This is a genomic window from Pseudomonas sp. FG29, from assembly GCF_057809355.1.
Window position 1 is genome coordinate 1 of sequence record NZ_JBMDJU010000008.1, and the last position, 20,123, is coordinate 20,123.

Sequence of the window (20,123 nt, forward strand, 5' to 3'; positions counted from 1 at the left end):
GCTTCGCCATCAATGCCACCACCGGTGTGGTCACCGTCGCCGACGGCAGCAAGCTCGACTACGAGACGGCTACCAGCCACAACATCACCGTCAAGGCCACCAGCTCCGACGGCAGCAGCAATACCCAGGTGTTCACCGTCCAGCTCGGTAATCTCAACGAGTTCGGCGTGACCCTCAGCGATGTCGATGCAACCACCAACAGCGTCGCGGAGAACGCCGCCAACGGCACCGCCGTGGGCATCACTGCACGCGGGGTCGACGGTGACGCCGGCACCACGGTCAGCTACGCGCTGACCAACGACGCCGGCGGCCGCTTCGCCATCAATGCCACCACCGGTGTGGTCACCGTCGCCGACGGCAGCAAGCTGGACTTCGAAACTGCCACCAGCCACAGCATCACCGTACTGGCCACCAGTTCCGATGGCAGCACCCGCGCGGAGACCTATTCGATTGCCGTGACCAACGTCAACGAGGCCCCTGTGGTGGTCTCCGGCGCCAGCGTTACCGGTGCCGAAGACAGCAACTACACGTTCGCCTGGAGCGACTTCAAGGTCAGTGACGTCGACGCCAACAGCAGCCTGTCGATCAAGATCGAAAGCCTGCCCGGCGAAGGCAAGCTGCAGATCAAGTCCGGCAACAGCTGGGTCGATGTCAGCGCCAACGCCACGGTCAGCAAGTCGGTGATCGATGCCGGCGGCCTGCGCTTTGTCCCGGACAGCAACGAGTCTGGTCACGACAGCTTCGGCGGCAACGGCGTCGGCTTGAACCAGGCTACCTACGCCACGTTCAAGTACAGCGGTAGCGACGGCAGCCTGAGCACCGCCAGCAGCACCATGAACATCGACATCGCGCCGGTAGCCGATGTACCGACTCTGACCGTGAAGTCCGCTGCCACCAGCACGCTGTTCACCACTACCTGGGAAAGCGCGCCTGACAGCAACTACACCTCCGAGTTGATCAGCGGTTCGACCTTCGAGAACTGGACGCTGGTCACCACCGGTGACAAGCTCACCGGCGGCAGCAATGTCTTCGAGGTCTGGGGCCACAACGACCGGATGGAGAACCAGGCCGGCACCGAGATCACCATCAAGATGCAGGGCAGCGGCAACAACGATGCTCTGGAGCTGAACGACTCCGCTGGCACGATGGCTCAGACCCTGGGCATCACCCGCAACGTCGCCACCGAAGTCGGCAAGGTCTACGAGCTGTCGATGGACTACGCAGGCCGCCTGGGCTTCGACACCAGCTACACCAAGATCGCGGTCTACCTGGGCAATACCCTGGTCGGTGAATACGGTTCCACCAGCAGCCAGACCAGCCTGAACTGGGAGAACATCCATTTCAGCTTCGTCGGCACCGGCAGTACCGAGGCCCTGACCATCAAGCTAGCGGGCACTTCGACCAACGATGCTGGCCGCGGCGCGCTGATCGACAACATCAGCCTCTCCTCGTCCCAGGGCGTGGTGGCCGGCGATGGCGGCGTCAGCGGCAAGACCAGCATCGCCCTGAGCAACTACATCAGCGGCGCGCTGACCGACACCGACGGCTCGGAAAGCCTGCGCTACAACCTCTCCAACCTGCCCACAGGTGCCAAGATCGTGGTCGGCGGCAATACCCTGAGCGCAGTCGATGGCGTGGTTTCGCTGACAGCGGCCCAGTTGGCCACGGCCAAGCTGGAGGTCAATGGTGCAGTGCGTGGCGAGATCGGTCTGGACGTCAAATCCGTATCGGTCGAGCCCAACGGCAGCACCGCCAGTTCCAGCAGCCAGCACCTGACACTGAAGATCATCGATGGCGGCGTGGAGCATGGCAGCTACACTACCAACACCATCACCGCGAGCGAAACCGCAGGTGTGACCACTCTCGGCAGCGGCCTGACCAGCGAGTACTGGGGCTATCAGGAGGACAGCCGCAACCCGAACCTCAGCAGCCTGAGTCAGGTGGAGAACTACATCGAGGGTCGCAGCGGCAACAACAGCAACCTGGTCGGCTCCAACGCCAACGCGGCCAATGGCTCGCTCAATGCCAGCTTCATCGCCAATCAGATCGATTTCGGCCTGAAGAACGGCACCACGGTGTTCAGCGACGATCTGGGTGACAACCGCACCGTGAGAAATGGCAGGACCATCGGCAGCTCCACCGACAACCAGAACAACCTGTACGACTTCCTCACGGCGGCCAGCGTCAACAATGTCTCCGACCTCAAGGCTGGCGGCGCCGGCCTGGGCGATACCACGGATGCCATCATTCGTGCCCACGGCTTCCTCTCGGTCGCTGCCGGCACCTATGACATCCGCATCACCGCAGACGACGGTTATCGCCTGCTGATCGGTGGTCAGGATGTGGCCAACGTTGACAAGATCCAGTCCACCACCACCGACACCTTCAAGGGCGTCAACCTGGCGGGCGGCCTGCAGGCACTCGAACTGCTGTACTGGGATCAGGGCGGCCACGCCGCGCTGAAGGTCGAGTTGAAGCTCAGCGGCAGCAGCGACTCCACCTACCAGACCCTCGGCGCAGGAGACTACAAGTTGTTCCAGGCCGCGACCCTGAGCAGTGGCCAGGAGCTGGTGCAGACCGATACCGGCTGGGCGGTACACACCATCCAGACCACCAACGGCAGCGAAGCCAGCGACCTGATCAATGGCAGCAAGTACTCCGATATCCTCAATGGCGGCAACGGCCACGACGTGCTTTACGGCAACGCCGGCCATGACCTGCTCAATGGTGGTGACGGCAACGATCTGCTGATCGGTGGTGTGGGCAACGACACCCTGACTGGTGGTGCAGGCGCCGATACCTTCGTCTGGAAGGCTGGCGATCTCGGCAACGACGTGATCACGGACTTCAAGGCCAGCGACGGTGACCGCATCGACCTCAGCGACCTGCTGCCCGATGCGGCTAACGCCAACAACCTGCTCGACTACCTCAAGGTCGACACCACCACCAACACCCTGCAGGTCAGCACCACCGGCAATGTCGCCAACGGCGCCGACGTGACCATCAAGCTCGAAGGCGTGGATCTGACTCAGTACGGCTCCACCTCCGCGCAGATCGTCAACTCGCTGGTGGCCGGTGCCGATCCGCTGGTGAAGACCGAGCACAGCTGATGATCGCACTCACCCACCGCGTGAGGGCACTTCTAAAAACGTAGGCGAGGCAGCCAACGCAAGGCAAAAACAGGCGAAAAAGCGGAGTTTACGAGCTGTAAATGAGCATTTTGAGCCTGTTTTTAACGCAGCGGTGGCAACGCAGGTAGTTTTTAGAGGTGTCCTATAGGCGCGGTGGGTGAAGTGCATCCTTCTTGTCGAGGGCTCCGGCTGCGCGTATAGATGTGCGTCCGGCGCACATCCCATCGGGGGTATCCATGCTCTACGTACAACACGACGACCAGGGCCGCCTGGTGCGCGTCGAAGCGGCCGCGTTCGCCGGTCATACCGGCCAGCTTCCGGCCGACGCGCCTGACGTGCTCGCCTGGTACGCCAATCAGGCGGTCGAATCGAGCCTGCTGCAACTGCGCCAAAGCGACCAGGAAATGATCCGGGTGCTGGAAGACCTGATCGGTGCGCTGATCGCCAAGGGCGTCATCCGTATCACCGACCTGCCGCCTGCCGCGCAATCCAAGCTGCTCAGCCGTAACCAGGCGCGCGAGGCTCTGGGCGGCCTGTCACGCCTGATCGGTGAAGAAGAAACCAGCACCGGCCTGATCTAGCCGGCGCTCTCAGATTCAGTCCGCAGTCGGCCACGGCATGGGCGCGCCAACGCGTTGCCCCTGCACACCCTTGAAGCCCATCTCGGCCAGCACCTGCAACTCCCCTTCGGTTTCCACGCGCTCGGCGATCAGCGGCAGATCGATGCTGTTCGCTGCACGCTGCATGGCATCGATGAACAGGCGTTTGTCCGCCTCCATATCGATGGCGCGGATGTAGCTGCCATCCACCTTCAGGTAAGCCAGGCCCAGACGCGCCAGGTTGCCGATCATGCTGAAGCGCCCACCGAAGTGCTGCAGGCTGAGGCTGAAGCCCAGCTCGCGCAGGCGCCGGGTCAGTTGTTCCAGAGCGAGCGGATCCGGCAGTTGATCCTCCTCCAGCTCGAGGATCAGGCGCGGCCCGAGCGCAGCATGCCGGCGCAACAACTCGAACGCCGCCTCCAGCGCCTTGGGCTCGCGCAATAGCGCGCCGGAGAGGTTCAGCGCCAGCGTCTGCTGGTGCTGGGTCAGTTGTTGCAGCACCTTTTCCAGCATCAGCAGATCCAGCCGCGATGACCAGCCGAAGCGCTGCAGCCACGGCAGGAAGCGCCCGGCCGGAATCGTCTCGCCGGCTTCGTCGCGCAGACGCGAGAGCACCTTGTAATGCAGCACCTGCTCAGGCGCCCGAGCGCTGACCACCGGCTGGAAATACAGCTCCACCTGGCGCCGACTCAGGGCGGTGTCGAGCAACTGGTGCCAGGCATGGCGTTCGTCACCGACGCTGTGGCTCTGCTTGCGCGACACCAGTGCCCAGGTCTGCTCGCCCGAGGCTTCGGCCTTGGCCAGCGCCTCGTCGGACAGGCGCAGCAGGTCATGGCAATCATCGCCCGGCTGGAACGGCGCCAGGCCGATATGCGCCACTGGCGCACAATCAGTGGCACCAATGCTGACCAGATTGCCCAACGCCACTTCCAGCCGTATCGCCAGTTGCTCGGCCTCCTCGCTCATCAGCCCCGGCGCCAGCAGTGCGAAGTCGCCGCCCCGGCAACGCGCCAGCAGGTGGCCTGAGCCCAGCGGCAGCGCCTCGCGGGCGAGCAGCTCGCTGACGGCCTGCAGCAACTGGTCGGTACGCTGACCACCGAGGCGCTGGTTGAGCCCACCCAGGTCATGCACGCGCACCAGCAGCAGGTAGCCGGCATTGGCCTGATCCTCGGCACCCAGGCGCGTCTGCAGTTGCATCTCGAAGTGGCGACGGTTGGCCAGCCCGGTCAGGGCGTCCTTGTAGGCCTCGTCGCGCAGGCGTTCGCTACGCTCGGCCTGTTCCTGAAACAGCGCCTTGAGCTTCTCCACCATCAGGTTCATCGCCTGCACCACCCGGCGCAGCTCCGGGGTGCGCGGCAGCATGGGCAGGCTGAGAAATTCGCGGCGGGCAATGGCATGGGATTGCTCGACCATGTAGTCCAGTGGTTTGAGCTGGCGGCGCAGCACGAAGGCACCGACGCCGGCGCTGAGCAGGCCACACAGCAACAACCAGCCCAGGCTACCCAGCGCGCTGCGCCAGAGTCGGGCGATGGCGAACAGCGGATGGCTGCGCACCTCCACCCGCGCCGCCTGCTCCCAGCCGCGACTGACGATGGCGTCACCGGCCTCGGCGTTCAGACCGATCAGGTCGACGAACCATTGCGGCACTTCGGTGCCGGCGGCATCCGGTACGCCAGTGCGCTCGACCAGGATATTGCCGCTGGCGATGTCGATCACCCGGATGCTTTGGAAGTAGCCGCTGTCGAAGATCGAGCTGACCATCAGCTCCATCATCGCCGGGTCGTCCACGTGCGGCGTCAGCGACAGGCCGAGCGCGGTCGCGGCATCCTGCGCGTGCGAGCGCAACTGGTTGACGTACTGCTCGCGGGAGCTTTCCAGACCGACCATGAAGCTGCCGGTGAAAGCGACCACGAGGAACAGGCAGATGGCAATCAGCAATTGTTTGAACAGCGACATCTCGACTCCTATCGACCCGACTCCGCCGGGAATCCCTCGGCCGTCATCTTTTTCATCAGTTCCTGCCAGCGCGACAGGCGCTTGGCATCTCCCACCTGCTTGCCACCGCCCTTGCCCGCCAGCCACATGCCTTCGGCATTGAAGGCATACACCGGCAACAGATCCGAACGCTCGCTGGCGGGCCGGATGACGTTGATCAGATTGTCCAGCACCAGCGGCATGGCTTCGGGGGTGGCGTAATAGGTCAGCACCATGTGCGCCTGGTTCAGGCGCAGTGCCTTGACGTAGGTGATCCGCAGTTTTTCACTGGCGACACCGGCTTCACGCAGGGTGAAGTACTTGGCGATGGCGAAGTCTTCGCAGTCGCCCGCGCCAATGCGCAATGCCTCGACCGGCGTCGCCCAGTAATCGTTCTGGTGCCAGATTTCGATGTCGTCACGGAAGCGGAGGCTGGCATTGAAGAAGCGGTTGACCGCCTCCAGCTGCGCCGGCTCGTCGAGCGTCGGCAGTCGCTCCAGCAGCGCCTGCCAGTCGTCGATGCGTGCCTTGCCGGCACCCAACGGGCCGTAGAGCTTTTCGGCACGCTGGCTGATCAGGTTGAAATCCCAGTCCGCCTGTAGGGCACCGGCCAACGCGATCAGCAGCAATGGCGCGGCCAGGCGCGATTTGCGCCGCCGCCACCCTGCTCGACCTGTGCCTATGCCACCTCGGAACATCATCCATCCGTCTCGGGGCCACCCGCCCCTGGAACAAGGCAGGAATGGTGCGGGCTGGCCCGGAAAAAGACAATGGCACTTCGCCGTTATCCGGCGCGCCAGCCGGAGCCAGGCGGGGATGGCTTCAGCGCAGGCTGCGCAGGTGCAACACGCCGAACAGCAGCACTTGCAGGCGTTGCCACCACAGCCCGGGAAACGCGCTCAGGCGCGAGCGAAACAGCAGTAACTCGCCGACGTGCGCCAGCAGTATCAGCAAGGCGGCCCAGTTGACCCAGCCGCCCAGTGGCGCTGCGAAGGGATAGAAGAGATTGAGCAGCGCCACCAGCCAGAACATGGCCAGGGCACCCTTGGCGAAAGACAGCAGCTTCATCGTTGGCCTCCAGTGCAGTGAAGCCTGGAGTGTGCCGAGAAGCGGCGGCTCATGCCGCCGCTCTTTGGATGGGTGATCGGCTAGCGACGGTGTTCGCCCAAGCCGCGCGGTTGCTGATCGCGCCCCTGCGAGTAACGGCGATCACTGCGCTCCCAGCCACCCCGGGAAATACCACCGCCGCGCTGCTCGTAGCGGCGGCTGTCTCGGTAATGCTCATTGCGCGGCTGCCAGCGCGGCGGTTGCGCGTCGTGGTAGCGCGGCGGCTGAACGTAACGCGGTGGCGGGGGCAGGTAGCGACGATCCTGCCGGTAGTCGTAGCGGCGTTCCTCGTAGTAATAGCCCGGCACGTAAATCGGCGGCGAGGCGTAATAGCCGCGATAGCCATCGTTGTAGCGGTGTTCATAACGGCCATAACCGGGGCTCTCATAGCCCCCGCCATAAACCGCGCACCCTGATAACGAGAAGAACAGCAGGAACAGCATCTTCTTGAGCATGGCGGCCTCCTTTCGACCGCGAGACATAGCCGGCGCATGCCGGCAATAGGGAGTCGATCCCTGTTCCATCAGACAGCGGCAAGACCTTTAGGTGCGGCGGCAGGTGCTGTGATTTTCACGGCGCGCCCCAGCAGGCAGCACATCCTCTCGCGCCCGCACCAACACGGCGCACACCAGCCACCCGCGCCCGCTGCAGCCCAGGCAGAACCAGGGGTTGAATACCTGGCACGATGTTCGCTTGAGCTACTGCGTGCAGGAAATACCCCGGTACGCCGGGTACGCGGCACCACAATTTGCAAATAGCCGACTAGGGTTCCGGCTCGCCAGAAAAGCGAGTGACTGGTCCGAGAGTTGGCGACCTCCTTCGAGGTTACACGGCGGGACAAAAGCCCGGGAGACGCGCCCCTGTATCGGGGAACCGCCGCGAACTCCTGCCCGCCCCTTTCTCGAACTGGAGGTTCTCCATGCGTAAGTCCCGTCTGCTCTCCGTTCTCGCTGCCGCCGGTCTCGGCGCCGCACTCAGTCTGTCCGCCCAGGCCGCCCCGAAAACCGACTTCAGCGTGTGCTGGACCATCTACGCCGGCTGGATGCCGTGGGAATACGGCGCGGCCCAGGGCATCGTCGACAAGTGGGCGAAGAAGTACGGCATCAACATCGACGTGGTGCAGATCAACGACTACGTCGAGTCGATCAACCAGTACAGCGTCGGCCAGTTCGACGGCTGCACCATGACCAACATGGACGCCCTGACCATTCCCGCCGCCGGTGGCGTGGACAGCACCGCACTGATCGTCGGCGACTTCTCCAATGGCAACGACGGCGTCGTGGTCAAGGGCGAAGGCAAGACCCTGGCAGACCTCAAGGGCATGGACGTCAACCTGGTCGAGCTGTCGGTCTCGCACTACCTGCTGGCCCGTGGCCTGGAAAGCGCCGGCCTGAGCGAGCGCGACCTCAAGGTGGTGAATACCTCCGACGCCGACATGGTCGCCGCCTTCGCCACGCCTGGCGTGCAGGCCGTCGCCACCTGGAACCCGCTGCTGGCTGAGATCGAAGCCACGCCGGGCGTGACCAAGGTGTTCAACTCCAGCCAGATCCCCGGCGAAATCATCGACCTGATGGTGGTCAACAGCGAAACGCTCAAGGACAACCCCGCCCTGGGCAAGGCCCTGACCGGCGCCTGGTACGAAATCATGGCCACCATGGGCAGCGACTCGGCCGAGGGCAAGGCCGCCCGCGAGCACATGGCCAAGGCCTCCAGCACCGACCTGGCCGGCTACGAGGCGCAACTGGCCGCGACCAAGATGTTCTATGCCGCCCAGGACGCCGTGACCTTCGCCACCAGCGCGCAACTGCCGGCGACGATGACCAAGGTGGCCGAGTTCTCCTTCGCCCACGGCTTGCTCGGTGAAGGCGCGCAGAGCAGCGACGCCATCGGCATGAGCTTCGCCGGCGGCGTGGTCACCGGCGACAAGGGCAACGTCAAGCTGCGCTTCGACCCGAGCTACATGCAGATGGCCGCCGACGGCAAGCTCTGACGCCTCTCCCGCCCGTTCCCCTGCGGGAACGGGTTCAGGCCCCAAGCCAACCGAGAGATCCCATGCGCCTGATCAATCGACACCCGGATCGCGGCAGCCGTCTGCTGCTGATCCTCCTGCCCTTCGCGCTGGTGCTGCTGGTGTACTTCAGCAGCTCGGCCACGCGCCTGGCGGAAAACCCCAATGACAAGCTGCTGCCCAGCGCCGGGCAGATGGCCGATGCCATCGACCGCCTGGCGTTTACCGAGGACAAGCGTACCGGCCAGTACCTATTCTGGGCCGACAGCGCCTCCAGCCTCAAACGCCTCGGCCTCGGCCTGGGTATTGCCGCGCTGGCCGGCCTGACCCTGGGTATCGCCGCTGGCAGCCTGCCTCTGTTCGGCGCGCCGCTGTCGCCGCTGCTCACCGTGCTGTCGATGATTCCGCCGCTGGCCATCCTGCCGATCCTGTTCATCGTCTTCGGCCTGGGCGAGCTGTCCAAGGTCATGCTGATCGTCATCGGCGTCACGCCGATGCTGGCGCGCGACCTCGAACAGCGCGCACGGGAAATTCCGGGCGAGTTGCTGATCAAGGCGCAGACCCTCGGCGCCAGCACCTGGACGCTGATCCTGCGCCTGGTGCTGCCGCAACTGCTGCCACGCCTGCTCATCTCCCTGCGCCTGGTGCTCGGTTCTGCCTGGCTGTTCCTGATCGCCGCCGAAGCCATCGCCAGCACCGACGGCCTGGGCTATCGCATCTTCCTCGTACGCCGCTACATGGCCATGGACGTGATCCTGCCCTACGTGGCGTGGATCACCCTGCTGGCCTGGGCCATGGATCTGGGCCTGCGCCAGCTCACCCGCCTGTGCTTCCCCTGGTATGAGGGGGCCAAGGCATGAACGATAAAAAAAGCAGCGCAGTAGGCGCTTTCATCGAAGTGAAGAATGTTTGGCAGACCTACGGTGACCAGACTGTTCTGGAACGCCTCGATCTGAGCATCGCCGAAGGCGAGTTCTGCACCCTGGTCGGCGCCTCCGGTTGCGGCAAGTCCACCTTCCTGCGCCTGCTGCTTGGCCAGGAGCGCCCCAGCCGTGGGCAGATCCTGCTCAGTGGCGAGCCGCTGGTGGCCGAGCCCGATCCCAGCCGGGGCGTGGTGTTCCAGCGCTACTCGGTGTTCCCGCACCTGAGCGTGCTGGACAACGTCGCCCTCGGTCTGGAGCTGCGCCAATCACGGCTGCTCGGCCGCCTGTTCGGCGGCGCCAAGCGCGAAGCCCGCGAACGTGCAGCCGAGATGTTGACCAAGGTCGGTCTCGGTCACGCCCTGGACAAATACCCCAGCGCCCTCTCCGGTGGCATGCAGCAACGTCTGGCCATCGCTCAGGCGCTGATCATGAAGCCGCGCGTGCTGCTGCTGGACGAGCCCTTCGGCGCGCTCGACCCCGGCATCCGCAAGGACATGCACGCCCTGCTGCTGGAGCTGTGGCACGAGACCGGGCTGACCGTGTTCATGGTCACCCACGACTTGTCCGAGGGCTTCAGCCTTGGCACGCGGCTGATGGTCTTCGACAAGCTGCGCCACGACCCGCATGCCCCGGGCGCCTATGGCGCACGGGTGACCTACGACATCCCCCTCAACGCAAGCCGCCGCAACCAACGCGCCGCGGCCGACCTGCTGCCCGAACACCTGCTCGGCAGCCTGCAACCCACTCACCAAGGAGCCTGAGCATGACTGCCTCTCTCGCCCTGCGTCCGACCCTGTACGAAGAAACCGTCCCCGGTGGCGGCCACACCTCCTTCATCCTCAAGCGCGGCCAACAACTGCGCATCACCGATCTCGAAGGCGGCGCCAACGTCAGCCTGCTGCTGTTCAACGCCGCCGAGAAAAGCGAGCGCCTGAACCTGCCCGACACCCTCAAGGGCCAGCACACCGCCAAGCTCACCGCCGGCCACTGCCTGTACTCGGACATGGGTAAGGTGCTGGCGGCCATCACCGCCGACACCTGCGGCTGGCACGACAGCTTCGGCGGCGTGCTCAACGCAGAAGAAACGCTGGAGAAGTACGGCCAGGGCCGCTACCAGGAACTGCGCAACGGCTTCTTCCGCAACGGCATGGACAACCTGCTGGTGGAAATGGGCAAGTGGGATCTCAACCTGCTTGATCTGCTGATGAACCTCAACCTGTTCAGCCGCGTGGACGTCGACGCTGAGGGCGCCTTCCACTTCCAGCCTAACAACAGCAAGGCCGGCGACTACATCGAGCTGTACGCGCCGATGGACACCCTGGTGGTGCTCACCGCCCTGCAGCACCCGATGGATCCGAACCCGCAGTACGCGCCCAAGCCGGTGCACCTTCGCTGGAGCAAGGTCGACAGCGACGGCATCACCGTGCTCTGCCGCACCTCGCGCCCGGAGAACGGCCGCGCCTTCCACAACACCGAACGCCAGTACATCTGAGGGCTGCCGAAATGACCCTGACCGCCAGCACCCTGCCTGCCGAAACCGCCGTGTTCCGCCACACCATCCCGGCGGGCGAACCCTACCTGTTCGAGGTCAAGGCCGGGCAAACCCTGCGCCTGCACGACCTCGAAGGCAACCAGGCCATCGACACCCTGTTCTTCGCCGCGAACAACCCGCGCGAGCGCTTCGACCCACAGCGCACCCTGCGCAAGCAGAACAAGGTCTACCTGACCACCGGCACGGTGCTCTACTCCAATCTCGGCAAGCCACTGCTGACCATCGTGGCCGACACCTGTGGCCGCCACGACACCCTCGGCGGCGCCTGCGCGCAGGAGAGCAACACCGTCAGATATGCACTCGATAAGCGCTATATGCACAGCTGCCGCGACAACTTCCTGCGCGCCAGCCTGCACGACGGCCGCCTGAGCAAGCGCGACATCGGCGCCAACATCAACTTCTTCATGAACGTTCCCGTAACGCCGGAGGGCGGCCTGACCTTCGAGGACGGCATCTCCGCACCCGGCAAATACGTGGAGCTGAAGGCCGAGACCGATGTGATCGTGCTGATCTCCAACTGCCCGCAACTGAACAACCCCTGCAACGGCTGGAACCCGACGCCCGCCGAAGTGCTGGTGTGGAACTGACGTAGGGCGGGTGCAACCCGCCAAAACCCCAGCCAAAGCGCTGGCACAGAACCGACGTAGGGCGGGTGCAACCCGCCAAGGCCCGGCGGGTTTCACCCGCCCTACAAAATCGTCCCGCCAACACGCGCGGCACGTATCAGCGGATTTTTCGCCACGGACGACCGTGGCGCACGACGAATGACGGCGGGACGGCCCGCCACGCCCTTCGAGGGTCACCCTGATGTTCGACAAACTTTTGATCGCCAACCGTGGCGCCATCGCCTGCCGCATCCTGCGCACCCTACGCTCGCTGAACGTCGGCGGCGTGGCCGTGTACTCCGAAGCCGACGCCGCCAGCCTGCATATCCAACAGGCCGACGAAGCCTTCTCCCTCGGCGACGGCCCAGCCGCACAGACCTACCTGGTAGTCGACAAGATCCTCGCCGTCGCCAAACAGACTGGCGCAAAAGCTATCCACCCGGGCTACGGTTTTCTCTCGGAAAACGCGGCGTTTGCCGAAGCCTGCGAAGCCGCCGGTATCGCCTTCGTCGGCCCGACGCCGGAGCAACTGCGCGTATTCGGCCTCAAACACACCGCCCGCGCCCTGGCCAAGCAACATGGCGTGCCCATGCTCGAAGGCACCGAGCTTTTGGAAAACCTCGATGCCGCGCTGGTAGCCGGCGAGCAGGTCGGCTACCCGGTGATGCTGAAAAGCACCGCTGGCGGCGGCGGCATCGGCATGCGCGTGTGCCGTTCGGCAGAGGAACTGAGCGACGCCTTCGAGGCGGTCAAACGCCTGGGGCAGAACAACTTCAGCGACAGCGGCGTCTTCATCGAGAAGTACATCCAGCGTGCCCGTCACCTGGAAGTGCAGGTGTTCGGCGACGGCCAGGGCGAAGTGCTCGCCCTCGGCGTGCGCGATTGCTCGGTGCAGCGGCGCAACCAGAAAGTGCTGGAGGAGACCCCTGCACCCAATCTGCCCGCCGGCATGGCCGACGAGCTCTGCGCGGCGGCGATCAAGCTGGCCAAAGCGGTGAATTACCGCAGCGCCGGCACCGTCGAATTCGTCTACGACAGCGAGGCCGAGCGCTTCTATTTTCTGGAAGTGAACACCCGCCTGCAGGTCGAACACGGCGTCACCGAACAAGTGTGGGGCGTCGACCTGGTGCGCTGGATGATCGAGCTGGCTGCCGGCGATCTGCCGCCGCTCAGCGAGCTCGCCAAAGGCCTGCAACCCAGCGGCCATGCCATCCAGGCACGGCTGTACGCTGAAGATCCGGGCCGTGACTTCCAGCCCAGCCCCGGCCTGCTCACCGCCGTGCAATTTCCCGAAGCCGACGGCAAGGCGCTGCGCATCGACACCTGGGTCGAAGCCGGCTGCGAGATTCCGCCCTACTTCGACCCGATGATCGCCAAGCTGATCACCTGGGCGCCCAGCCGCGATGAAGCGTCCAAAGCACTGGACAAAGCCCTTGGCGATTCCGTGCTGTATGGCGTGGAATGCAACCGCGACTATCTGCGCCAGATCCTCAGTGACGCGCCCTTCGCCAGCGGCTCGCCCTGGACGCGCTGCCTGGAAAATCTGCTCTACCAGGCAACCACCTTCGAAGTGCTCAGCGCAGGCACCCAGACCAGCGTGCAGGACTTCCCCGGCCGCCTCGGCTACTGGGCCGTCGGCGTGCCGCCGTCCGGGCCGATGGACAGCCGCGCCCTGCGCCTGGGCAACCGCCTGTTGGGCAATGAAGAAGGCGCCGCCGGCCTGGAAATCACCATGAGCGGCCCGACACTGCGCTTCAACACCGATGCCGTGGTCGCGGTGACCGGTGCCGAGATTCCCGTCAGCCTAGATGGCGCGGCACACCCCATGAACACCGCGCTGCTGATCAAAGCCGGCAGCGCCCTGACGCTCGGCACCATCGCGGGCAGCGGCGCGCGCAGCTACCTGAGCATTCGCGGCGGCATTCAGGTGCCGGATTATCTGGGCAGCAAGAGCACTTTCACCCTCGGCCAGTTCGGCGGCCACGGCGGTCGCGCCCTGCGTGCCGGCGACGTGCTGCACCTGCTGCCACTCGCCGATACCAGCAGCGGTGCGCAACTGCCCGCCGAGCTTTGCCCCGCCCTACCGGCCGTGCGCGAACTGCGGGTGATCTACGGCCCGCACGGCGCGCCGGAATACTTCACACCCGGCTATGTCGACCGCTTCCTCGCCACCGACTGGGAAGTGCACTTCAACTCCAGCCGTACCGGCGTGCGCCTGATCGGCCCGAAACCGGAATGGGTGCGCGACAGCGGCGGCGAAGCCGGCCTGCACCCGTCCAACATCCACGACAACCCCTACGCCATCGGCGCGGTGGACTTTACGGGCGACATGCCGGTGATCCTCGGCCCGGACGGCCCCAGCCTCGGCGGCTTCGTCTGCCTGGTGACCATCATCGAGGCCGACCTGTGGCAGCTCGGCCAGCTCAAGGCCGGCGACAAGGTGCGCTTCGTGCCGGTGGATATCGCCACGGCGCGGGAGTTGGCCAAGGCACGCGACACAGAGGTCAGCAAACTCGCGCTTGTCTCCCCTCTCCCGCTTGCGGGAGAGGGGCCGGGGGAGAGGGTTCTTGAAAACGCCCAAAGCCCCTCTCCCCAACCCTCTCCCATAAATGGGAGAGGGAGCCGTTCGGTGTTGGCTTCCCCCATCGTCCTCGACATCGGCGAAGCCGACACCCGCCTGGTCGCGCGCCTGTCCGGCGACACCCACCTGCTGTTGGAAATCGGCCAACCCGAACTCGACCTGGTGCTGCGCTTCCGTGGTCATGCGTTGATGCAGGCGCTGGAGGCCAAGCAACTGGACGACGTGATCGACCTCACCCCCGGTATCCGCTCGCTGCAGGTGCACTACCAACCGGAAACCCTGGTCCTGCAGAAGCTGCTGGATATCGTCGCCGGCGAGTGGGACGCTGTCTGCGCCGCACGCGATTTGAAAGTGCCGTCCCGTATCGTCCACCTGCCGCTGTCCTGGGACGACCCGGCCTGCCAGTTGGCCATCGACAAGTACATGACCACCGTGCGCAAGGACGCGCCCTGGTGCCCGAGCAACCTGGAGTTCATCCGCCGCATCAATGACCTGCCGAACCTCGACGAGGTCTACCGCACGGTGTTCGACGCCAGCTACCTGGTGATGGGCCTGGGCGATGTCTACCTCGGCGCGCCGGTGGCCACGCCGCTCGACCCGCGCCACCGCCTGGTCACCACCAAGTACAACCCGGCACGTACCTGGACAGCGGAAAACTCCGTCGGCATCGGCGGCGCCTACATGTGCGTGTACGGCATGGAAGGCCCCGGCGGCTACCAGTTCGTCGGCCGTACCCTGCAGATGTGGAACCGCTACCGCGCGGTCGAGGCCTTCGACGGCAAGCCCTGGCTGCTGCGCTTCTTCGACCAGATCCGCTTCTATCCGGTCAGCGCCGACGAACTGCTGCGCATCCGCCGCGACTTCCCGCTGGGTCGCTACCCGCTGCGCATCGAACAGAGCGAACTGGCCCTGGCTGACTACCAGCAGTTCCTCGACGCCGAAGCCGAAGGCATCGCCGCCTTCCGCCAACAACAGCGCGCCGCCTTCGACGCCGAACGCCAACGCTGGATCGACAGCGGCCAGGCGCACTTCGAGGTCGAGGAAGCCACGCCCGAGCAGGGTGAGGATGCACCACTGGCAGCCGGCCAACATGCCATCGAAAGCCATGTCGCCGGCAACCTGTGGCAGGTGCAGGTGGAGGCCGGCGCGCAAGTGCAGGCAGGTGATGTGCTGGTGATCCTCGAATCGATGAAGATGGAGATTCCGCTCACCGCTCCAATGGCCGGCACCGTGCGCGAAGTACGCGTACAGCCAGGCTCGCCCGTGCGTGCCGGGCAGCGTGTGGTGGTGCTGGAAGAAGCCTGAAAAGCTCGCCGCTGAAGCGCCTCCCACAACGCCCCGCAGACGCCGGGAGTGGAGCGCTTCACCAGCGGCTGGGCAGCATTCTGCTTCAGCCACAACCCAACAGCGCCCCCGTAGGAGCGGCTTCAGCCGCGATCTCACCAAAGCCCCAATCCCCCCTGTGGGAGGGGCTTTAGCCGCGACCGCTTCACGCCTCACCGCCCCCCCAATCGCGGATAAATCCGCTCCTACAGCCCCATAACCCGGATGCAACCGGGCAACGCTCAGTCCGATAAAACAACACCAATTGTGATCACAACTGGCGCTTTCCCCGCCCAACGGGCTAGCATCACGCCATCAACCCGCTCCCGGATTCACCCATGTCCCTGCGCCCCAAACGGCACACGCAAATCTCGCTGGTGTTAGTGCTCCTGTTGCTGCTCGGCAGTGGTTTCCTCACCACGTCACTGCTCAGCTACTACGCCTCGCGCGACTCGATCCGCGACCACATCATCAACACCGAGCTGCCGCTGACCTCCGACACCGTCTACTCGGAAATCCAGAAAGACCTGGTGCGCCCCACCCTCATCTCCTCGATGATGGCCCGTGACACCTTTCTGCGTGACTGGGTGCTGGCCGGCGAGCAGGACGCCGAGCAGATGACCCGCTACCTGCGCGAAGTGCAGGAGCACTACGGCGCCTTCACCAGCTTCTTCGTCTCCGACAAGAGCAGCACCTACTACCAGTCCAAGGGCGTGCTGAAGAAGGTCAAACCAAGCGAACCGCGCGACGTCTGGTATTACCGCGTGCGCATGCTGCCGGAGCCCTACGAGGTCAACGTCGACGTCGACATGGCCAACGCCGACCGCCTGACCATCTTCATCAACTACAAGGTGCTCGACTACGACGGCAACTTCATCGGCGCCACCGGCGTCGGTCTGGCGGTCGATGCCGTGGTCAAGCTGATCGACGAATACCAGCAGCGCTACGAGCGCAGCGTCTATTTCGTCGACACCACCGGGCGCATCACCCTCACTGGCGCCCAGGGCGGGCCGCTGGGCGCCAAGGTCGGCGACCAGTTGGTCGACATCCCCGGCCTGGACAACCTGATGGAGAAACTACCGACGCCACAGAGCGGCCAGTTCGAATACCAGGAACAGGGCCACGAGCATTTCCTCAACGTGCGCTACATCCCCGAGCTGGAGTGGTACCTGTTCGTCGACAAGCATGACAAGGCCCTGGCCGGCGTCCGCCAGGGGCTCTACATCAACCTGCTGCTGTGCCTGCTGGTCACCGTTATCGTCCTCACCCTGGTCAGCCTGGTGATTCGGCGTTATCAGCGCCGTATCGCCGCCCTGGCCACCACCGATGCCCTTACCGAGCTGCCCAACCGTCGTGGCTTCGACATCCTCGCCGAGCAGGCCCTGCAGGAAGCGCAGCGCGACAGCAGCCCGCTGTGCGCCGTGCTGCTGGATCTGGACAACTTCAAGCTGATCAACGACCAGCACGGCCACCTGGCCGGCGACGAGGTGCTGCGCCGCTTCGCCGAGCAGTTGCGCGGCGCACTGCGCCAGTCCGACATCCTCTGCCGCTGGGGTGGCGAGGAATTCATCTTGCTGCTGAAGAACACAGACCGCCAGGCCGCCCATGAACTGGCCGAAAAACTCCGCCAGCACTGCGCCGACCAGCGCTACGCCGTAGACGATGCGGCGCTGCAGGTCACCGTCAGCCTCGGCCTCAGTCAGTGGCAAAGCGGCGAGAGCCTGCATGCTCTGCTCGGCCGCACCGACCGCGCGCTGTACCGCGCCAAGCAGGCCGGGCGCGACCGCGTCTGTGAAGAGCAGTGATGGATAACGAACGCTGTCCGCTGTGCGGCAAGCTCAACCAGTGCAGCGTCGCCGCCGGCCGCCGCGACGAACCCTGCTGGTGCTTCGAAGCCAAGATCGACCCGGCCGCGCTGGAGCGCCTGACGCCCGAACAACGCGACCAGGCCTGCCTGTGCCCGGCCTGCGCCGGCGCCGTCGCCAAACGTGATGAGCGCGACTGAGCCATGCGCCTGGATCGCTTTCTCAGCAACTTCCCGCGCTTCAGCCGCCAGGACAGCCGCCTGCTGATCAGCGCCGGCCGTCTGCGCGTGGATGGCGAGATCGTCCGCGACCCACGCCATGAGATCCGCGACATCCAGCGCGTGGAGCTGGACGACGAACTGCTGCAGGCCGGGCGCAGCGCGCGCTACTGGATGCTGCACAAACCGGTCGGCGTGGTCAGCGCCACCGAGCACGACGAACACCGCACCGTGCTCGACCTGCTCGACGAGCCGAACAAGCACGACCTGCACCTGGCCGGGCGCCTCGACCTGAACACCAGCGGCCTGCTGCTGATCACCAACGACGGGCGCTGGTCGCGGCGCATCACCCAGCCGCAGCAGCGCAAGCCCAAGGTCTACCACGTCACCACCGAGCAGCCGATCACCGCCGAATACGCCGAGGTCTTCGCCCGTGGCCTGTACTTCGCCTTCGAGGATCTGACCACCCTGCCCGCCCAGCTTGAGGTGCTCGACAGCCACCACGCCCGCCTGACCCTGTTCGAGGGCCGCTACCATCAGGTCAAGCGCATGTTCGGCCACTTCCGCAACCGCGTCGTCGCCCTGCATCGCGAAAGCATGGGCGAAATCGTCCTCGATCCACAACTCGCCCCCGGCCAGTACCGCGCCCTGACAGCTGCGGAAATCGTCAGCGTCTGACGACCTTTCCGGCTACCCGACCAACGGTCGGCACAATCGTCCATAAAGATGTGACTTGGCCTTGCGTGGCTGCAAGCTAGCTGCTTGAATCGAATCACAAGTCTTTGCGTGACCGATTGGTCACAGCGAGACGAACGAAAACGTTCTTCGGTTGCTGGTGCTCTGCACCGACTGGATTCCTGCCTGGTAACACCGCCCTCTCCCGGCCCTGAAAACGCTTGGAGTGCTCGCCTGTTTCGATCCTAACTGTTTGAAATTCCTAGACTTATAAAAATCTCCAGCCTGACATCACGCTGTCACGCTCAGGCGCTTTTCTAACTGCTAAAACCAACGCGAACGGTCGCCCGCTCGCCTTGACCTACTTGCGCCAGGAGGAAACGACATGAGGCCAGAAACCGCAGTCGTCGAGATCAACAGGAAGCACAAAGTCCACACGGAGTTCTACGGCAACCCGGCAGCAAGCAAGACCATCATTCTGGTCAACGGCTCTCTGGCGACCACCGCCTCGTTCACGCAAACGGTCAAATACCTGCAACCGCAGTTCAACGTGGTGGCCTTCGACCTGCCCTACGCCGGCCAGTCGAAGCCACACAACACGGACTTCACCCCCATCACCAAGGAAGACGAAGCGGCGATCCTGCTGCACCTGATCGACCACTACGGCGCCAACTACCTGATGTCCTTCTCCTGGGGCGGCGTCGCCTCGATGCTCGCCCTGGCCCAACGCCCGGCGACCCTGGAAAAGGCAGCGATCTGCTCCTTCTCGCCAATCCTCAACGTGCCGATGCTCGACTACCTGCACAAGGGCCTGCGCTTTTTGAACGCCGTGGATCGCGACAACATCGCCCTGCTGGTCAACAGCACCATCGGCAAACACCTGCCGTCACTGTTCAAGCGCTTCAACCATAAGCACGTCAGCACCCTGGACGAACACGAATACCGGCAGATGTACGCCCACATCAAACAAGTGCTGAGCATGGAAGCGCACTGCAGCATGGAGTGCCTCAAGGCCATCGACATCCCGCTGCTGTTCGTCAACGGCGACCGCGACGAATACACCTCGGTGGAAGACGCCTGCCTGTTCGCCCAGCACATCGACCACGCCCAGTTCGCCGTGATCGACGACGCCGGCCATTTCCTCGACATGGAACACAAGGCCGCCTGGCTGCAGAGCCAACGCGTACTGCTGGACTTCTTCAACGCCCCCAGCAAGCGCCTACAACTGCCAGCCAAAGGCGACCTGCGCGAACTGCAGGCGATGGCGGTGTGAAGGGCACCGAGCGCAAAGCGAATGCGCTTTGCGCTTCATTTCCGCCGCCGCTTCCGGTATAAAGGCACCCGCTGCGGGTGTCGTATAATGGTAATACCCTAGCTTCCCAAGCTAGAGCCGTGGGTTCGATTCCCATCACCCGCTCCAGACAGCCAAGAAAAAGCCCCGTCATCACTGACGGGGCTTTTTCGTTTCTGGCGTTTGAAGGGCTTGACCGCAAGGGTCATGGTCAGAAGGATGGCTTATTGCAATCATCTGAAAAACACGCTAGACAGACAATACATCTGTCTCAGGCTCTCGCTGTCCGAGATTCCAATTACCTTTAGTAAAAATAAATAAAAATCACAGA

16 protein-coding genes, 1 tRNA gene and 1 riboswitch are annotated in these 20,123 nt (G+C 64.4%); of the genes, 13 read left to right on the forward strand and 4 right to left on the reverse strand.

All coding sequences use genetic code 11. The annotated features are described in order from the left end of the window. Together ACODS1_RS10680 and ACODS1_RS10685 are read left to right on the forward strand one after the other, a co-directional pair. Window positions 1–3,110, forward strand: a 3,110-nt coding sequence (locus ACODS1_RS10680; protein ID WP_489085628.1) for a type I secretion C-terminal target domain-containing protein, incomplete at its 5' end; no start/stop codon positions are given. 257 nt (window positions 3,111–3,367) lie between these two features. After that, window positions 3,368–3,712 (forward strand): tryptophan synthase subunit beta, encoded by a 345-nt coding sequence (locus tag ACODS1_RS10685; protein WP_322978516.1) that lies wholly within the window; start codon window positions 3,368–3,370, stop codon window positions 3,710–3,712. A 15-nt stretch (window positions 3,713–3,727) separates the two neighbouring features. On the opposite strand, the gene lapD is transcribed toward ACODS1_RS10685, so the two are convergent. From lapD to ACODS1_RS10705, 4 genes are all read right to left on the reverse strand, one after another. Beyond that, window positions 3,728–5,686 (reverse strand): cyclic di-GMP receptor LapD, encoded by a 1,959-nt coding sequence (lapD, locus tag ACODS1_RS10690; RefSeq protein ID WP_489085629.1) that lies wholly within the window; start codon window positions 5,684–5,686, stop codon window positions 3,728–3,730. A gap of 8 nt (window positions 5,687–5,694) precedes the next feature. Then, window positions 5,695–6,333, reverse strand: a complete 639-nt coding sequence (gene lapG, locus ACODS1_RS10695) for a cysteine protease LapG (protein ID WP_322978518.1) — start codon at window positions 6,331–6,333, stop codon at window positions 5,695–5,697. Between the two features lie 193 nt (window positions 6,334–6,526). Next, on the reverse strand, window positions 6,527–6,772 hold the full coding sequence (locus ACODS1_RS10700) for a DUF1145 domain-containing protein (protein ID WP_489085630.1): 246 nt from the start codon (window positions 6,770–6,772) through the stop codon (window positions 6,527–6,529). Window positions 6,773–6,852: 80 nt separating this feature from the next. Next, entirely contained in the window at window positions 6,853–7,266 is a 414-nt protein-coding gene (locus ACODS1_RS10705) for a hypothetical protein (protein WP_489085631.1), read from the reverse strand. A gap of 296 nt (window positions 7,267–7,562) precedes the next feature. After that, window positions 7,563–7,665, forward strand: a riboswitch (guanidine-I (ykkC/yxkD leader). Window positions 7,666–7,730: 65 nt separating this feature from the next. On the opposite strand from ACODS1_RS10705, the gene ACODS1_RS10710 reads away from it, so the two are divergent. The 11 genes from ACODS1_RS10710 to ACODS1_RS10760 all read left to right on the forward strand — a co-directional run bounded on the left by ACODS1_RS10710 (window position 7,731) and on the right by ACODS1_RS10760 (window position 19,921). Continuing rightward, window positions 7,731–8,801 carry a putative urea ABC transporter substrate-binding protein gene (locus ACODS1_RS10710; protein ID WP_489085632.1) on the forward strand — a complete coding sequence of 357 codons (1,071 nt, stop codon included), beginning with the start codon at window positions 7,731–7,733 and terminating at the stop codon, window positions 8,799–8,801. Window positions 8,802–8,863: 62 nt separating this feature from the next. Then, entirely contained in the window at window positions 8,864–9,679 is an 816-nt protein-coding gene (locus tag ACODS1_RS10715; RefSeq protein ID WP_489085633.1) for an ABC transporter permease, read from the forward strand. Then, complete coding sequence (locus ACODS1_RS10720) at window positions 9,676–10,503, forward strand: ABC transporter ATP-binding protein (RefSeq protein ID WP_489085634.1); 828 nt, start codon at window positions 9,676–9,678, stop codon at window positions 10,501–10,503. The genes ACODS1_RS10715 and ACODS1_RS10720 overlap by 4 nt, the downstream gene beginning before the upstream one ends. 2 nt (window positions 10,504–10,505) lie before the next feature. Then, complete coding sequence (locus tag ACODS1_RS10725; RefSeq protein ID WP_489085635.1) at window positions 10,506–11,234, forward strand: urea amidolyase associated protein UAAP1; 729 nt, start codon at window positions 10,506–10,508, stop codon at window positions 11,232–11,234. A gap of 11 nt (window positions 11,235–11,245) precedes the next feature. Beyond that, complete coding sequence (locus tag ACODS1_RS10730) at window positions 11,246–11,881, forward strand: urea amidolyase associated protein UAAP2 (RefSeq protein WP_489085636.1); 636 nt, start codon at window positions 11,246–11,248, stop codon at window positions 11,879–11,881. A 220-nt stretch (window positions 11,882–12,101) separates the two neighbouring features. Beyond that, complete coding sequence (uca, locus tag ACODS1_RS10735; protein ID WP_489085637.1) at window positions 12,102–15,785, forward strand: urea carboxylase; 3,684 nt, start codon at window positions 12,102–12,104, stop codon at window positions 15,783–15,785. A 356-nt stretch (window positions 15,786–16,141) separates the two neighbouring features. After that, window positions 16,142–17,608, forward strand: a complete 1,467-nt coding sequence (locus tag ACODS1_RS10740; protein WP_489085638.1) for a sensor domain-containing diguanylate cyclase — start codon at window positions 16,142–16,144, stop codon at window positions 17,606–17,608. Beyond that, window positions 17,608–17,808 carry a cysteine-rich CWC family protein gene (locus tag ACODS1_RS10745; RefSeq protein ID WP_489085639.1) on the forward strand — a complete coding sequence of 67 codons (201 nt, stop codon included), beginning with the start codon at window positions 17,608–17,610 and terminating at the stop codon, window positions 17,806–17,808. Before ACODS1_RS10740 ends, ACODS1_RS10745 begins: the two co-directional genes overlap by 1 nt. A 3-nt stretch (window positions 17,809–17,811) precedes the next feature. Then, window positions 17,812–18,504, forward strand: coding sequence for a pseudouridine synthase (locus ACODS1_RS10750; RefSeq protein ID WP_489085640.1), 693 nt, complete (start codon window positions 17,812–17,814; stop codon window positions 18,502–18,504). A 382-nt stretch (window positions 18,505–18,886) separates the two neighbouring features. Beyond that, window positions 18,887–19,774 carry an alpha/beta fold hydrolase gene (locus ACODS1_RS10755; protein WP_489085641.1) on the forward strand — a complete coding sequence of 296 codons (888 nt, stop codon included), beginning with the start codon at window positions 18,887–18,889 and terminating at the stop codon, window positions 19,772–19,774. A 73-nt stretch (window positions 19,775–19,847) separates the two neighbouring features. Further along, window positions 19,848–19,921 (forward strand) — tRNA-Gly (locus tag ACODS1_RS10760). Window positions 19,922–20,123 lie beyond the last annotated feature (202 nt).

Bases quoted from the DNA above. Each gene is read 5' to 3' on its own strand.
- ACODS1_RS10685 (WP_322978516.1), top strand. From the start codon at position 3,368: ATGCTCTACGTACAACACGACGACCAGGGCCGCCTGGTGCGCGTCGAA.
- lapD (WP_489085629.1), bottom strand. From the start codon at position 5,686: ATGTCGCTGTTCAAACAATTGCTGATTGCCATCTGCCTGTTCCTCGTG.
- ACODS1_RS10700 (WP_489085630.1), bottom strand. From the start codon at position 6,772: ATGAAGCTGCTGTCTTTCGCCAAGGGTGCCCTGGCCATGTTCTGGCTG.
- ACODS1_RS10705 (WP_489085631.1), bottom strand. From the start codon at position 7,266: ATGCTCAAGAAGATGCTGTTCCTGCTGTTCTTCTCGTTATCAGGGTGC.
- ACODS1_RS10710 (WP_489085632.1), top strand. From the start codon at position 7,731: ATGCGTAAGTCCCGTCTGCTCTCCGTTCTCGCTGCCGCCGGTCTCGGC.
- ACODS1_RS10715 (WP_489085633.1), top strand. From the start codon at position 8,864: ATGCGCCTGATCAATCGACACCCGGATCGCGGCAGCCGTCTGCTGCTG.
- ACODS1_RS10720 (WP_489085634.1), top strand. From the start codon at position 9,676: ATGAACGATAAAAAAAGCAGCGCAGTAGGCGCTTTCATCGAAGTGAAG.
- ACODS1_RS10725 (WP_489085635.1), top strand. From the start codon at position 10,506: ATGACTGCCTCTCTCGCCCTGCGTCCGACCCTGTACGAAGAAACCGTC.
- ACODS1_RS10730 (WP_489085636.1), top strand. From the start codon at position 11,246: ATGACCCTGACCGCCAGCACCCTGCCTGCCGAAACCGCCGTGTTCCGC.
- uca (WP_489085637.1), top strand. From the start codon at position 12,102: ATGTTCGACAAACTTTTGATCGCCAACCGTGGCGCCATCGCCTGCCGC.
- ACODS1_RS10740 (WP_489085638.1), top strand. From the start codon at position 16,142: ATGTCCCTGCGCCCCAAACGGCACACGCAAATCTCGCTGGTGTTAGTG.
- ACODS1_RS10745 (WP_489085639.1), top strand. From the start codon at position 17,608: ATGGATAACGAACGCTGTCCGCTGTGCGGCAAGCTCAACCAGTGCAGC.
- ACODS1_RS10750 (WP_489085640.1), top strand. From the start codon at position 17,812: ATGCGCCTGGATCGCTTTCTCAGCAACTTCCCGCGCTTCAGCCGCCAG.
- ACODS1_RS10755 (WP_489085641.1), top strand. From the start codon at position 18,887: ATGAGGCCAGAAACCGCAGTCGTCGAGATCAACAGGAAGCACAAAGTC.